The following is a 13,104-nucleotide window of genomic DNA, read 5'->3' as shown; positions in this document are numbered from 1 at the left end:
CTCAATGACTGTTGAAGTTTTGGATGATCACCCCGAACCGATTACTAGTGCCCAACGAGCCTATCATGCTTCCCTAAAGTTGGGGATCACAAAGGGGGCAGACCGGAGTCGTGCAGTATTGGCGATGGCACAGGCGCTTGAGCGCTCATTTGACGACATTCTCGAAGCCAATACCTTGGATTTAGAAGCCAGTCGGGAAATGGCAGTGCCAGAGTTGATATTGGACTGGCTAAAGCTGACTCCCACAAGGCTAGAGATGACAGTAGACATTTTACAACGGTTGGGGGAATTATCAGATCCGCTGCGACGCGTCAGAACTGCTGATTATCAACTGGGAGATTCCCAGAGTTACACCCAGTTAATGCCCTTGGGAGTGATTGGATTTATTTATGAAGCTTTTCCCGATTTAGGAGCGATCGCAGCGGGTTTTTGTATTAAAACTGGCAATAGTATAATTCTCAAAGGTAGTACTGAAGCTAGTCATTCTAACGCCGCCATCGCTGAGGCATTGCAAAATGCGATCACCGAAGTTGGACTACCATCAGGTTGTGTAGAACTGATCACAGCCGAACATGGTGCTTCAATTCGGGATTTAGTCACCCAAGATGAGTACGTGAATTTGGTGATTCCCTACGGACGTTCTAGCTTGGTGCAGCAGGTAGTACGACAGTCAACTTGCCCAGTTTTAAAGTCAGCGATGGGTAACTGTTATCTCTACTGGTCGCCTAATAGCAGCTTAGAAATGGTGCGCTGGATGATTCTTGATAGCCATCAAAGTGAACCCGATCAAGTCAATGCCATTGAAAAGGTACTAGTTCATCGTCAAGCCTTGCCATCATCCTTAGCAGTTCTGTGGAACAGCTTGATAGAAAAAGGCTTTGAAATTAAAGGCGATGCCGAACTAGTACAAGGCTTTACCCAGTTACAACTGGTGAAAGAGGGCGAATGGGGAAATCCTTATTTAACTAGGACAGTAGCTTTTAAACTGGTGGATAGCTTAGAGACTGCGATCGCCTGGATTAATCAACACAGCAGTGGTCATGCCGACTCTATTGTTACTGAATCTTACCAGGAAAGTCGGCAGTTTGCTTTGGGAGTTAATAGTGCCTCTACCTATATCAACACTTCCCCGCGTTTTTCCCGCAACCCCTCGCGGGGAGATTCAGTATTTCTCGGTATGTCTAATCAAAAAGGTCATCGGCGGGGATTTATCAGCCTAGAAACCTTGACTACGGTTAAGCATATTGTTCAGGGAAATGGCAGATTTTAAATAATTCGTAATTACGCTCTCTACGATCCGGTGCGAGTAGCTTGCTTCTCTGTAGAAGTACGAATACTCGCTAACGTAATCCGTAATATTTTTTAAAATTTTTGAGCTTCCGTTATGAGTAATCGATAAGCTGATACTATCAATGATTAGTTTGCTCAATCAAAACCTTGTCTACAAAGCCTTGTGTTTTACTAGGCAAATATTTTAGGACTTGTGTATACACCGTAGACAAACTCTCAGGGGGAACAAAGCGTAGCTTTAGTTCTTTGGGATTGTGAGGTTTGAAATTTAACAAAATCTTAATTTCTACTTGATCCTGGGTTGGTAGGTTCCTTGTATTTGGTTGAGCAACAATTAGGAGATAAGTTAAATCAAGCCATTTTTTGTGCTTTTCGCAACTGATCCTCCTAAAATTTGCCAACTGTATTTACATCTGGGAAGGGGTGAATATGGAATTTATGGATGGTACACGCCTGCTAGCAAATCGGTGCGGAAGGCGGAATTTTTTGTTGGGTGCAGGATTCTTAACGGGGTTAACAGTAGCTAGCCAATTGCATCCAGTATTGGCTACCTCAAGGTTTTCTGGCTATCCGTTCAGTCTTGGGGTTGCCTCTGGCGATCCTTTGCCGGATGCTGTGGTTATCTGGACACGACTGGCTCCAAATCCACTCTCTGGAGGTGGAATTCCACTGGTAAATGTGCCAGTGCAGTGGCAAGTCGCCCTTGATGAAAATATGAGACGCGTAGTGCGGCGAGGAACAGTACTGGCGACACCAGAGTTAGCACACTCAGTCCACGTTGATGTCTGTGGGCTAGACCCTAATCGATGGTACTGGTATCAATTTAAAGTGGGTAGCGAAGTTAGTCCCATTGGACGGACTCGCACAGCACCGACATCTTATAGTTATACCCAACAATTGAACTTTGCTTTTGTCTCCTGTCAAGACTGGCAAAATGGCTACTATACGGCTTATCGGCATTTGGCTGAAGAAAACCTCGACCTTGTAGTTCATCTGGGTGACTACATCTATGAATACGGGCCACAACCCGGTGGACCACGCCAGCATAATAGTCCAGAAATCATTACTCTTGCAGACTACCGTAATCGTTACGCTCTGTACAGAACAGACCAGAGTCTCCAAGCTGCTCATGCGGCTTTTCCCTGGATTGTCACTTGGGATGACCATGAAGTTGACAATAACTACGCCAACTTAATTCCCGAAGATAATCAAACCCAAGAGGCTTTTAGAAAACGGCGAGCTAATGCCTACCAGGCTTACTATGAACACATGCCCCTACGTCGGTCTGCATTGCCCAAAGGCCCAGATGCGCTGCTTTATCGGCGCTTGACTTTTGGTAATTTAGCTGAGTTCAATGTACTAGATACGAGGCAGTATCGGACTAATCAACCTTGTGATGATGGACTGAAGCCTCGTTGCCCCGGAGCTTTTGATACGAATGCTACCATGACCGGCTCAAAACAAGAGCAGTGGCTACGAAAAGGGTTAGACCAGTCGCGATCGCGCTGGAATGTGATTGCTCAACAGGTGATGTTTGCCCAGTACAATTTTAATAGTAGTTCAGGGCCAGGCATCTTCAATATGGATCAGTGGGATGGCTACGTGGCTGCACGTAATCGGCTCCTGAGTTTTCTCAACCAGCGCCAACCTTCTAATCCTGTGGTGATTAGCGGAGACATCCATTCTAGTTGGGTACACAACCTGAAGCTTGATTTCAATAATCCAAGCTCACCAACTGTAGGCACTGAGTTTGTCGGAACTTCAATCACCTCTGACTTTCCCACCTCATTTATCGCTCCATCTCAAGCTGCTCTACCTAATAATCCTCATACTAAGTTCTTTAATGGTGCTTACCGGGGATACGTCCGCTGCAACCTGACTCCAAAACGCTGGCAAACTGACTACCGCGTTGTCTCAAGCATCGTTGACTTAAAAGCCACAGTCAAAACCTTAGCTTCCTTTGTAGTCCAAAACGGACAACCAGGAGCGCATCTAAATTAACCAAATCTCACAACCAATCAAACAAACCCCTCAGATTATATTTGGGGGGTTTCAATATAGTATGAAATATGACTCGGATGCTATTGTGTCAGCACTTCTCTGGTGTTTAGATATAGATAGAAATTATATCTAAGTTACCAAAACTAAAATAGCCTTAAAAAGGCGGAAAATATGGGAAATTTCAAAGGAAGTTACGCTATTTTAGGCAGTAGCTATCGCCTACTATATCCTACACTGAATCAATTTTACTGAAGATTTATTTTGGCATTTCTTTGCAATACTTAACTAAGTTCTAATTAAAAAAAGTAAACATAGATTAAAAATAATAGCTAACATCATAATTTATTAAGTTTATCCGACTAAATTGAGAGTATGCTTAATACTTGAAATCTAGTTGAAAGTTTAAGTAACTATGTGCAAATAAACTTAAACATTTGTTTAGTTTTTTATAGTTTGCCATTTATTTGAGTGTTAAATACTAAAAGACAGAGTTTATTTGTGCCAACTTACTAACTAGGTTATCGAGCAAGGTGGTGAAAATCCGACCAAAGCCAAGTACTAACAGCGAAAAAAAGTAAACTTCACAAAAAATACGTAATATGATCAGAAGAATTTTGCTGGCTGTATCGGGATTGGGACACGCAGAAGAAATGCTCAAAACCCTGAAAGAAATCCCTTCAGTTCAATCTGCAAAAGTCACAATTTTGCATGTTGTTCAGGCACAAAGTACTGCTACTACCATGACAACTAAATGGGAAAATGGTGGTAAAATTCTGGCGAATGCTATTCAAACTTTGAACTTAGATCCTAGCCAGGTTTCTTCCATTTTACGGGAAGGCGACCCCAAAGATGTAGTTTGCCAAGTAGCTGATGAAATCGATGCTGACTTGATTATTATGGGTTCACGCGGACTGAAGCGGCTGCAATCGATTTTATCAAACTCAGTCAGCCAGTATGTTTTCCAGCTATCTTCTCGCCCCATGTTGCTGGTAAAAGATGACATTTATGTTAAAAGAATTAAGCGCATCATGGTGGCAATAGACAACTCTGATTCAGCAAAAAATTGCTTAAAATTAGCATTGTTTTTACTGCGAGATATTCCAGGCGGTGAGTTAATTTTGGCAAATATTAGTACAGATTTAGGTGGGAAAAAATCGGAAATAACTAAAGTTAACTCAGATAAAAATCCAGTTTTAGCAGCCGCAGTTGCGGAAGCTGAAAAACAAGGTATTCAATCTCGTTCTTATATCAGCAGCGGCAAACCCGGTGAAGAAATTTGTCGATTGGCTGAGGAGTTGAATATAGACTTATTATTGCTCGGTTCTCCAGATCGCCGTCCATCGATCGCTAAGAGTTTTGTTGATATAGACAGACTCATCGGATCTTCTTTGTCTGACTATGTTCGAGTCAATGCCACTTGTCCGGTATTGTTGGCACGGACAATCGCTTAAAGTAAACAGTCCTAATACCAATTCTTTATGAAGCTGCATAGAATTCGATCCCCCCTAGCCCACGCCAGTCGCTCATGGGGGAAACCCCCAAGACCGCGCTGGCTCCCCTTAAAAAGGGGGAACCGGAAAAACGTCTATCAAAGTCCCCCTTTTTAAGGGGGATTTAGGGGGATCAATATATCTGCAACTTCACATTAAATTGGTACAACTATAAGAATTGTTGGACTAGGATAGTAAAAAAATAAGATTTGTCTTGTCTTTACTACCTCAGCATGTGCTAACAGCACTAAGTTGATAAATAAAAACCCCTACACTATTGGTGCAGGGGTTATTTATTTTATACGCAAACTCTTAACTATCTTTTCCACCTTCGCGGCTAGCAGTTTGGATGTACAGAATTAGTAAAAACACAGCAGGGACTAGTACGAACAAAATGCTCGCTATGAACCCCAGGTCATTAACTTGCATAGCAAGAAAGCCTCTCTTAAATTTCCAGTCAACAACATTAGGATACCATTATCGATGACCGAATTATACCAATTCCAAATTCAAAATGACGCTCTCTACGTTCGCGCAGCGTGTCGCAGACAGACGCTAAAAGCGTAGCTTGCTTCCCTGTAAGGGTACGCGGACTCGCTAACGCTGCGCTAGCAAAATTTAAATTGAGTTTACTCAATTTTGGTAAGTATTTTGACTACTGACTGGATACAAAATAACTTAAGGCTTCGTGACTACGCTGACTGAGCCATTCACTAAAGTTTGACAGGCAAGGCGGTAATTTTCCGGCTTTTTCTTGAATTTCCGGTTTTCTACGTCTGTGCGGGGCGAAAGATTTGCTAGTCCTTCGACTATCTCTACAACACAAGTACCACATTGACCATTACCACCGCAATTGGTCATCTTGCCAATCAATGTATATATATCAATACCATTTTGGATCGCCTTAAGCCGGAGATTAGCACCATCTGCCGCTACTACTTCTTTATTCTCTTTAACAAATTTGATATTGCCCATAACTGACTCCTCCTTGACTGTAAGCTTGGCTTTCAAGGCTTCATATTGACATGGCTAGATTAAGATCATATTTATTATATTAATTCATTACAAAATATTAATAAATGTTAACTTTCTCAAATATAGCATCACAAAAAATAGGACAGGTAGAGTACCTGTCCTATAAATTGAAAAATAGATTAACTTACCTAAATCCTACGGCTGCTTGCCAAACGAAAGCAAGCAACAAGAAGAATACGGGGATGACTGGGAGAACGTCTACCAAAGGATCGAAGATTTGGTAAGCTTCAGGCAGTTTTGCTAATAAAAGTGCTGCTTCCATGTTTGTTTAAATCCAACTATCCAACACAGCTTTCATAATTGAGAAGTATCTTAACATGGTTTGAGTATCGATCATTGGTCAATAGTCATTTGTAATTTCCCCCTCATCTGGCGCTGATTCAGATGAGTTGAGCCAGTGTCCAAATTCCGCGACGAAGCGATCGCTCAATATTGCTTCTCTAATTTTTTGCGTAAAGCGAATTAGCTCGGTAATGTTGTGAATGCTCAACAAGGTATAAGCCAAAATTTCCTGCGATCGCACTAAATGAGAGATGTAAGCACGGCTAAAATTTTGACAAGTGTAGCAGTGACAAGTTTCATCTAATGGCGTAAAATCTTCACGAAACTTAGCATTTTTCAAATTCCAGCGTCCGCCTTGGACTATCGCCGTTCCATGCCTCGCCCAGCGGGTGGGAATTACACAATCAAATAAATCTACACCAGATGCGATCGCGATCGCCATTTCCCGATAAGTACCCACACCCATCAAATAACGTGGCTTATCGGGGGGTAAAAGTGGTGCTGTCACTTTGACAATCTCAGCCATCATTTCCGGTGGTTCTCCCACACTTACGCCACCAATGGCGTATCCGGGCAAATCCAATTTAGCCAAAGCTTCCGCCGCACGGCAACGCAAATCCAAATACACGCCACCTTGCACAATTCCAAACAAAGCCTGCTCACTGTTTTGATGAGCCGTTATGCAGCGTTCTAACCAGCGGTAAGTGCGCTCAGTTGCGGTTTCCACTTCTTCGCGAGTCGCTGGGTAGGGTGGACACTCATCAAAAGCCATAATCACATCTGCCCCCAAAGTATTTTGAATCTCAATGGAGCGTTCTGGTGTTAAGTTAATAATTCGTCCATCATGGGGTGAGCGGAAAGTTACACCTTCTTCAGTAATTTTTCGCATCTCGCTGAGGCTGAAGACCTGAAACCCACCCGAATCTGTGAGCATTGGGCCATTCCATCCCATAAATTTGTGCAACCCACCACCTCCAGCCACAATCGCTTCGCCTGGTTGTAGGTGAAGATGATAAGTATTGGATAAGATCATTTGTGCCCCAGTATCTCGTAGCTGGGCTGGGGTGATAGTTTTGACATTTGCCAGCGTTCCTACTGGCATAAATCTGGGGGTTTCGACAAGACCGTGAGGGGTGAAAAACACTCCGGCTCTAGCTTTGGTTTGGCTACAGCAAGCAAGACATTGAAAAGAAAAATTCGCACTCATGCCATTTTGGATTTTAGATTTTGGATTGTGAAACGCTAATTGATCAAGAGTTTCAGAAATCCATAACTAGCAGCCATAAAACCAAATGGTATTAGGGCAAAATTAATATTATTTGGCTAAATTATGGACAAATATAAAAACTGGTAATTGAATTTTAGTGAATACTTAAGCATTCACTACTAACCTAGTTACCAACTTTACGAGTATATACTCAAAATAATTGTTATTTAGAAAGAATCAGAACAGTCATCGTCGATTTCTGCATCCCACCTAGCGGAGAGTACTTGCTCCATCATCGCTTCTATGGCACTGACATTGAAGCTTCGCTCTCGTCGCTCTTGTAAAGGGGTTGATCGGGGAATCAACCGCAGACACACTCCTTCTTGCATCAAATCGAAGTAGGTTTCTTGCTGCGGTGACTGTTTGAGTTCCAAGTAATCAAAACTACAAACATTCAGATATAACGCATTGTTAGCCACTAAGGTAGACCTTTGTGGATTGGCAAAAACTTCCATCACATCCCCTTCACCCTCGCTCAGTACCTTATCTTCTTGGGTGTAGATGTAGTGGACTCGACCTAAATCTGCCAGCAATCGCCGGATGTCGAGCTTATTCACAATGATGCCCGTGTTAATAATGCACGGAGCTGGTATCCTGGTGTCGGGTAGATGGTGACTCATAGGAAAATGGCGATTGAGTTAAGGAGAGCGGCAACATAGCTAAACTGTCATAATTGAGTAGCTTGTTTACTCCCTACATTTAAAAAAATATCAATTTTATGGGGCAATCGTCTAATAATTTGGAGGAAGTTTTTAGTTAACGAATACAAAACACAAATTTTGCTCCCTGATGGAATTTTCACTTCCTAAATCATTCGTTTTTGTATAAAAACTACCTAAGATTATTTACTTATCACTTAGACAAGCATAACAAAATTTTCAAGGAGAATGTTTGGTAGAAGTAAATCTTATCTAAAGTTTTAAAGTCTGGTCATGTCGGTTGTACCGAAATCAAGACTATTATCCAGCAGTTTACCAAAAATTAATGTTATTCCGATGACGAAACAGCAACAGTGGTGGAAAAAGCTGCTGTTAAAGCTGGCAGCTAGCATCATATTTTATACAATTATTCCACTGCCGTATTTGAGCGGATTGGACTTTCGGGGAGTGGCACGTCTTGCAGTGCTTGTTGGGTTGATAATTGGGGGAATTTTAGGGTTAGTGGATACGGGGATGGATTATATTGGTATGCCCGTGCTAACTCGTAGTGCTTTGGTAGTAAGTGTTTGGATTGGCATCACAGGAGGATTGCACTTAGATGGGGCAATGGATACTGCCGATGGTTTGGCTGTGGGCGATCCAGATCGGCGATTGGAGGTGATGACAGATAGTGCCACAGGAGCCTTTGGGGCAATGGCTGCGATCGCCTTGGTGATACTGAAAATAACCGCCTTGACAGATATGCCAGAAAACCGTTGGTTATTGCTGATGGCTGCTTGTGGCTGGGGACGTTGGGGACAGCAACTAGCGATCGCCCGATATCCCTATCTAAAAGCAACTGGTAAAGGTGCATTTCACAAACAAGCCATTCGTTCTTACAAAGATTTATTACCAGGATTGTTGTTGTTGTTAAGTTTGAGTGGTTTACTTTGGCTGATAGATAAACAGCAACTATTTCTCGCACTGGCAATGATCGTAGTTGGAAGTGCGATCGCCAGTTTAACTGGTGCATGGTTCAACCACAAACTAGGCGGACACACTGGAGATACCTACGGCGCAGTCGTTGAGTGGACTGAAGCCTTATTTCTCTGTATGTTTACCGTTTTTTAATAAATGAGTAATGAGCAGGGGAAAAGGAATTAATTAACCAATGCCCAATGCCCAATGCCCACTTCATTTAATCGGTTGCAACTTTGTCACCTTGAGTTTAAAAGCCCCAACCCCAGTTTCCCCAAAAGACCGGACACGAATCACATAATTCCCTGTCTCTACGATGCGAGTAAATAATAGGGAATTGCTAGTACCATCAGGGCCATCATCATTTTCTGCCAGAGTCGAACCATCAGGCGCTAGTAGTGTGATGATGCTGTCAAAGTTTTCAGATGACAGATCAACTGCTAAATTATCGCCCTTCTCTAACTTCACTGTATAATCACGAGCAAACCCACCTTGACCAGTGGGAATGTCTTTGTCTGAGAGGCTATCAGTAATTTCAGTACTGTTAGATAAAGGAATTGGACTATACAACTTATTTTGAGCAAAAGCTGCACTTGTACTTATGCCGATTGCCAGCAATGTGGCAGGAATGATGATGAGTTGCTTTAAACCTGCCGTAGAAACTTTATTCATATATTTCAAGCAATTTTTCTACAAAAATAGGATAATTCGGTCAATTTATCAAGAAAATCAGTCCTTCATCCGTCTTTGACAGCAGTGGCTACAGCTACTAATCCTAAGACTACAATTCCATACTGACGAAGTGTTTGCACAGCAGACCTGGCAGTAGCACCAGTAGTATAAATGTCGTCCACTAACAACACTGGAACATTTGGGGGACGATGGCGAAATTCTTGCCCAACAGCAAAAGCTTGAGTCAAGTTTTTTTCTCGTTTAGATACCGATAAACCAAATTGCGCTTCTGTTTCTCGCACTCTTACTAGACCGTTTAGTTTCAATTTTAATCCAGTTATTTCGCAGAAGCTTTGTGCGATCAGTGCGGCTTGATTATATTTACGTTGCTTTTGTTTGCTAGCGTGGAGTGGGATGGGAACTACCACAGGCTGGCTATCTCGCCTCGGTGAATTTAACAACCATGCTTCTCCTAACCATTGACCCAAAGGACGAGCTATCTGGGGTTGATTTTCGTATTTCATCGCCGCGATCGCTCGTTTCACTGGGCCACCATACTCCCCCCAGCCAAACACTGGTATTGGCTCTTGCCATAGAGAAATGGGGTCTTTACGTTGACATTTTTGCAGTTGTCTAGTGCAGTTCTGACAGAATTCTTGAGAAGTTGCGCGTTGACATAGGGGGCAATGGGATTGGAGAAAAAGATTGAGTAAGCCTGTGAGATTTTTAATCCAAATTTGCATTTAGAATTGTCCTTAGTCATTAGTCATTAGTCATTGGTCAAAGACTAATGACTTCACATACACGCGATCGCACCTTGTTGTTTCTACTCCTGTTGCTGGAGTGTAACCGTTGCTTTCATACAGCTTGACTGCTTCCACCAAAACACTGGCGGTTTCAATCCAAATTTCCTGAAAACCACGCTTTGCGATCGCTGCTTCTAGCTGTTGTAACAAATATTTCCCTAATCCCAAACCCCTGATGCTGGGCAAAAGATACATTTTGCGGATTTCTACAGCTTTTTCGCCTCGGTGTATGGGGTAGTATGCTCCAGTACCGACTAACTGGCTTTGGTGTTCAATTACCCAAAACTCTCCCCCAGTAGCTAAATAATATTCCTCTACTCGCAGCACATCTCGGTCAGCACCGTTTGGTTCCCAACCCAAACCGTATTCTGATAATACATAACTGATGACTTCGGCGGCTCTTGTGCGATCGCTTTGCACCCAATCACGAATTATAAAATCTTGATAATAGTTTTTCATTACCATTTGCTGGTCAAGTTTACACAGAAAAATTTTCCGCATCTATATCCCAATTTACCCAGCAAATAGCTTTTATGGCAGAGTCTATTTTAGACGATACTCTCAAGGTGTCATTGATACTCCCCGACCTGAAGGTACGGAGATTCTGTAATCTACGTCAGGACTTGCTCTAGCAGGCGCTTGTGCCAACTAGCGTAGTGATTCCGATTCCTACAGTGTTACTTTGGGATTTCGCAATGACATAAGGGAACTCCAAGAAATAAATTATGCAATTTTGTGGGGTCGCGACACGAGAGCCATATAAACTGAACGCTCATGTTGCCCACCCCACAAGAGTTAATTGAATATTTTTTATTTAGAAGTCTCTAAGAAGATGTTTGAAAAGTCCTCTTGTCGGTATCTAAAATTTTAGATCCCCCTAAATCCCCCTTAAAAAGGGGGACTTTGATTCCGGTTCCCCCCTTTTTAAGGGGGGTTAGGGGGGATCTAAAGTGCCTAAAGTTACAGCGAAACACTTTTCAAACAACCTCTAAGCATTAAGAACATGGTGTAAAAGCGTAGCGTTTTTAATGCAAGCCGATACATTAACAATGCAAGTCGATGCATTAACAATGCAAGTCGATGCATTAACAGTGCAAGCCGATACATTAACAATGCAAGTCGATGCATTAACAATGCAAGTCGATACATTAACAGTGCAAGCCGATACATTAACAATGCAAGTCGATACATTAACAGTGCAAGCCGATACATTAACAATGCAAGTCGATACATTAACAGTGCAAGCCGATACATTAACAATGCAAGTCGATACATTAACAGTGCAAGCCGATACATTAACAATGCAAGCTGATGCATTAATATTGTCGGGTATTGCCAAATTTAATTTGCCACAAATTAATGAAATGCTGTATTAAGATATTTTTGAAGGATGGCTTTTTAGCAGAAAGATGTGACACATACCAAAACTGTAGGTTTGATTTTGGCGGTCAGTTGACAACAACTGCTATTGCTGAACCGGGTACAATTTTCGGTCTGTCGTTCCTTGGTTAAATGAATAAAGTCAGAAAGAAAAAACCACCATCTACATAGACAGTGAACCTGAATTATCGAAGTGGGCTTGACTATTAAAACTGTAATTAAAATTAACTGATAATTCCGAGATTGTTGTAGATTTCGATGAGATTGCCATCAGGATCGCGGAAATGGGCTGTGCGAATTCCCCAGTCTGAGCGATCTTGTGGTTCAGTCACAACGATCGCATTCTGAGCCTTTACTTGCTCATAGACTTCATCCACGTTATCGACTGCGAAAACTAAGACAGTTTTATCTCGACTGGCAACATAAGAAGGCTGTTCGATTCTGGGGACTACTTCAGCCATTAATTCTTTTTTGAACAAACCTAGTTTGAAATATCCGGTATTAAACTCAGCATATCCGCTATCTTCATCGCCCCAATCGACATCAAATTTGAGCAGATCCCGGTAGAACAGAAAAGAATCTTTATAGTTTGAGACAAGTAGTCTCAGGTGTGTTAACTGAAGCTTCATATCTGTTCCCCTGGTCTACTAACTGTGAATTCTAGGTTCTGGGTGCAAAGTCGCCAGCAACTCGCTTTCGACAGTTGCCAATTCATCAAGCCGTTGCATGACTATTTCTCTGTCGAAGTAAGTAGCAGCTAAAACCCAATATATACCGTAGTGACGCGCTTCGGATGCCATTAGCCCACGATAAAATTTTGCTAACTCTGGCTCTGGACAGTGAGCAGCTAGTAGTCCCAGGCGTTCGTGAGAGCGAGCTTCGATTAAACCAGTAACTAGTAAGGAATCCAGAAATCGCTCAGGTTCTTTGGTGCGTACTGTCGCTTTTAAACCCGCGCCGTAGGGAGGCGGTGGTAGGGGAGCCAGGGGAATATTCCGGCGTTCTAACCATTGGTTAACTAGTTCAAAGTGTTCTAGTTCTTCGCGGGCGATCGCAGTTAGTTCCCGCACCATTTTAGTATTGGAAGGGTAGCGAAACATCATATTCAAGGCCACGCCTGCCGCTTTGCGTTCACAGTGGGAGTGGTCGAGTAATATAATGTCTAAGTTAGCTATCGCTTGTTCAACCCAAGCAAAGCTAGTGGGCTGTTTTAGGATGTTGATAGTCGGTAACTGAGTAAGCACAGAGTCAGAAAACTCCAGAAT

At 42.5% G+C, this 13,104-nt stretch carries 15 protein-coding genes; 5 read left to right on the top strand and 10 right to left on the bottom strand.

Annotated elements, in window-relative coordinates; translation table 11 throughout:
• The first annotated feature begins 4 nt into the window (after nucleotides 1-4).
• From HWQ39_RS32035 to HWQ39_RS32025, 3 genes are all read left to right on the top strand, one after another.
• On the top strand, nucleotides 5-1,270 hold the full coding sequence (locus tag HWQ39_RS32035) for a glutamate-5-semialdehyde dehydrogenase (RefSeq protein WP_292853974.1): 1,266 nt from the start codon (nucleotides 5-7) through the stop codon (nucleotides 1,268-1,270).
• Between the two features lie 449 nt (nucleotides 1,271-1,719).
• Nucleotides 1,720-3,291, top strand: a complete 1,572-nt coding sequence (locus HWQ39_RS32030) for an alkaline phosphatase (protein WP_292853973.1) — start codon at nucleotides 1,720-1,722, stop codon at nucleotides 3,289-3,291.
• A 599-nt stretch (nucleotides 3,292-3,890) separates the two neighbouring features.
• The gene (locus HWQ39_RS32025) at nucleotides 3,891-4,742 is read left to right on the top strand and encodes a universal stress protein (protein WP_292853972.1); all 852 of its coding nucleotides are present in this window, start codon (nucleotides 3,891-3,893) and stop codon (nucleotides 4,740-4,742) included.
• 351 nt (nucleotides 4,743-5,093) lie between these two features.
• On the opposite strand, the gene psbM is transcribed toward HWQ39_RS32025, so the two are convergent.
• The 5 genes from psbM to HWQ39_RS32000 form a co-directional block, all read right to left on the bottom strand.
• Nucleotides 5,094-5,210, bottom strand: a complete 117-nt coding sequence (psbM, locus tag HWQ39_RS32020) for a photosystem II reaction center protein PsbM (protein WP_084227279.1) — start codon at nucleotides 5,208-5,210, stop codon at nucleotides 5,094-5,096.
• A gap of 249 nt (nucleotides 5,211-5,459) precedes the next feature.
• Nucleotides 5,460-5,756 carry a 2Fe-2S iron-sulfur cluster-binding protein gene (locus tag HWQ39_RS32015; protein ID WP_292853971.1) on the bottom strand — a complete coding sequence of 99 codons (297 nt, stop codon included), beginning with the start codon at nucleotides 5,754-5,756 and terminating at the stop codon, nucleotides 5,460-5,462.
• Between the two features lie 184 nt (nucleotides 5,757-5,940).
• The gene (locus HWQ39_RS32010) at nucleotides 5,941-6,078 is read right to left on the bottom strand and encodes a photosystem II reaction center protein K (RefSeq protein ID WP_006195022.1); all 138 of its coding nucleotides are present in this window, start codon (nucleotides 6,076-6,078) and stop codon (nucleotides 5,941-5,943) included.
• 78 nt (nucleotides 6,079-6,156) lie between these two features.
• Nucleotides 6,157-7,305, bottom strand: coding sequence for a tRNA guanosine(34) transglycosylase Tgt (gene tgt, locus HWQ39_RS32005; protein ID WP_292853970.1), 1,149 nt, complete (start codon nucleotides 7,303-7,305; stop codon nucleotides 6,157-6,159).
• Between the two features lie 227 nt (nucleotides 7,306-7,532).
• Nucleotides 7,533-7,985: a hypothetical protein gene (locus tag HWQ39_RS32000; protein ID WP_292853969.1), complete on the bottom strand. Its 453-nt coding sequence runs from the start codon at nucleotides 7,983-7,985 to the stop codon at nucleotides 7,533-7,535.
• 375 nt (nucleotides 7,986-8,360) lie between these two features.
• On the opposite strand from HWQ39_RS32000, the gene cobS reads away from it, so the two are divergent.
• Nucleotides 8,361-9,134: an adenosylcobinamide-GDP ribazoletransferase gene (gene cobS / locus HWQ39_RS31995; protein ID WP_292854028.1), complete on the top strand. Its 774-nt coding sequence runs from the start codon at nucleotides 8,361-8,363 to the stop codon at nucleotides 9,132-9,134.
• A gap of 63 nt (nucleotides 9,135-9,197) precedes the next feature.
• On the opposite strand, the gene HWQ39_RS31990 is transcribed toward cobS, so the two are convergent.
• The 3 genes from HWQ39_RS31990 to HWQ39_RS31980 form a co-directional block, all read right to left on the bottom strand.
• Nucleotides 9,198-9,653 carry a PPC domain-containing protein gene (locus tag HWQ39_RS31990; protein ID WP_292853968.1) on the bottom strand — a complete coding sequence of 152 codons (456 nt, stop codon included), beginning with the start codon at nucleotides 9,651-9,653 and terminating at the stop codon, nucleotides 9,198-9,200.
• A 65-nt stretch (nucleotides 9,654-9,718) separates the two neighbouring features.
• Entirely contained in the window at nucleotides 9,719-10,396 is a 678-nt protein-coding gene (locus HWQ39_RS31985; RefSeq protein ID WP_292853967.1) for a ComF family protein, read from the bottom strand.
• Between the two features lie 30 nt (nucleotides 10,397-10,426).
• On the bottom strand, nucleotides 10,427-10,918 hold the full coding sequence (locus HWQ39_RS31980) for a GNAT family N-acetyltransferase (RefSeq protein WP_292854027.1): 492 nt from the start codon (nucleotides 10,916-10,918) through the stop codon (nucleotides 10,427-10,429).
• A 569-nt stretch (nucleotides 10,919-11,487) separates the two neighbouring features.
• Here HWQ39_RS31980 and HWQ39_RS31975 point away from each other — a divergent pair.
• Nucleotides 11,488-11,835 (top strand): hypothetical protein, encoded by a 348-nt coding sequence (locus HWQ39_RS31975; RefSeq protein WP_292853966.1) that lies wholly within the window; start codon nucleotides 11,488-11,490, stop codon nucleotides 11,833-11,835.
• 228 nt (nucleotides 11,836-12,063) lie between these two features.
• On the opposite strand, the gene HWQ39_RS31970 is transcribed toward HWQ39_RS31975, so the two are convergent.
• Both HWQ39_RS31970 and miaE read right to left on the bottom strand, forming a co-directional pair.
• A complete protein-coding gene (locus tag HWQ39_RS31970; RefSeq protein WP_292853965.1) occupies nucleotides 12,064-12,468 on the bottom strand; it encodes a VOC family protein in 405 nt (134 codons plus the stop codon).
• 18 nt (nucleotides 12,469-12,486) lie between these two features.
• Entirely contained in the window at nucleotides 12,487-13,083 is a 597-nt protein-coding gene (gene miaE / locus HWQ39_RS31965; RefSeq protein ID WP_292853964.1) for a tRNA isopentenyl-2-thiomethyl-A-37 hydroxylase MiaE, read from the bottom strand.
• Between the last annotated feature and the right edge of the window lie 21 nt (nucleotides 13,084-13,104).

This window comes from Nostoc sp. NMS8 (assembly GCF_017115045.1).
Taxonomy (GTDB): domain Bacteria; phylum Cyanobacteriota; class Cyanobacteriia; order Cyanobacteriales; family Nostocaceae; genus Nostoc.
This window is presented reverse-complemented; position numbering and strand designations above follow the sequence as displayed.

Excerpts from the sequence above, each read along its gene's own strand:
- HWQ39_RS32035 (WP_292853974.1), top strand. The coding sequence starts at position 5 with ATGACTGTTGAAGTTTTGGATGATCACCCCGAACCGATTACTAGTGCC.
- HWQ39_RS32030 (WP_292853973.1), top strand. The coding sequence starts at position 1,720 with ATGGAATTTATGGATGGTACACGCCTGCTAGCAAATCGGTGCGGAAGG.
- HWQ39_RS32025 (WP_292853972.1), top strand. The coding sequence starts at position 3,891 with ATGATCAGAAGAATTTTGCTGGCTGTATCGGGATTGGGACACGCAGAA.
- psbM (WP_084227279.1), bottom strand. The coding sequence starts at position 5,210 with ATGCAAGTTAATGACCTGGGGTTCATAGCGAGCATTTTGTTCGTACTA.
- HWQ39_RS32015 (WP_292853971.1), bottom strand. The coding sequence starts at position 5,756 with ATGGGCAATATCAAATTTGTTAAAGAGAATAAAGAAGTAGTAGCGGCA.
- HWQ39_RS32010 (WP_006195022.1), bottom strand. The coding sequence starts at position 6,078 with ATGGAAGCAGCACTTTTATTAGCAAAACTGCCTGAAGCTTACCAAATC.
- tgt (WP_292853970.1), bottom strand. The coding sequence starts at position 7,305 with ATGAGTGCGAATTTTTCTTTTCAATGTCTTGCTTGCTGTAGCCAAACC.
- HWQ39_RS32000 (WP_292853969.1), bottom strand. The coding sequence starts at position 7,985 with ATGAGTCACCATCTACCCGACACCAGGATACCAGCTCCGTGCATTATT.
- cobS (WP_292854028.1), top strand. The coding sequence starts at position 8,361 with ATGACGAAACAGCAACAGTGGTGGAAAAAGCTGCTGTTAAAGCTGGCA.
- HWQ39_RS31990 (WP_292853968.1), bottom strand. The coding sequence starts at position 9,653 with ATGAATAAAGTTTCTACGGCAGGTTTAAAGCAACTCATCATCATTCCT.
- HWQ39_RS31985 (WP_292853967.1), bottom strand. The coding sequence starts at position 10,396 with ATGCAAATTTGGATTAAAAATCTCACAGGCTTACTCAATCTTTTTCTC.
- HWQ39_RS31980 (WP_292854027.1), bottom strand. The coding sequence starts at position 10,918 with ATGAAAAACTATTATCAAGATTTTATAATTCGTGATTGGGTGCAAAGC.
- HWQ39_RS31975 (WP_292853966.1), top strand. The coding sequence starts at position 11,488 with ATGCAAGCCGATACATTAACAATGCAAGTCGATGCATTAACAATGCAA.
- HWQ39_RS31970 (WP_292853965.1), bottom strand. The coding sequence starts at position 12,468 with ATGAAGCTTCAGTTAACACACCTGAGACTACTTGTCTCAAACTATAAA.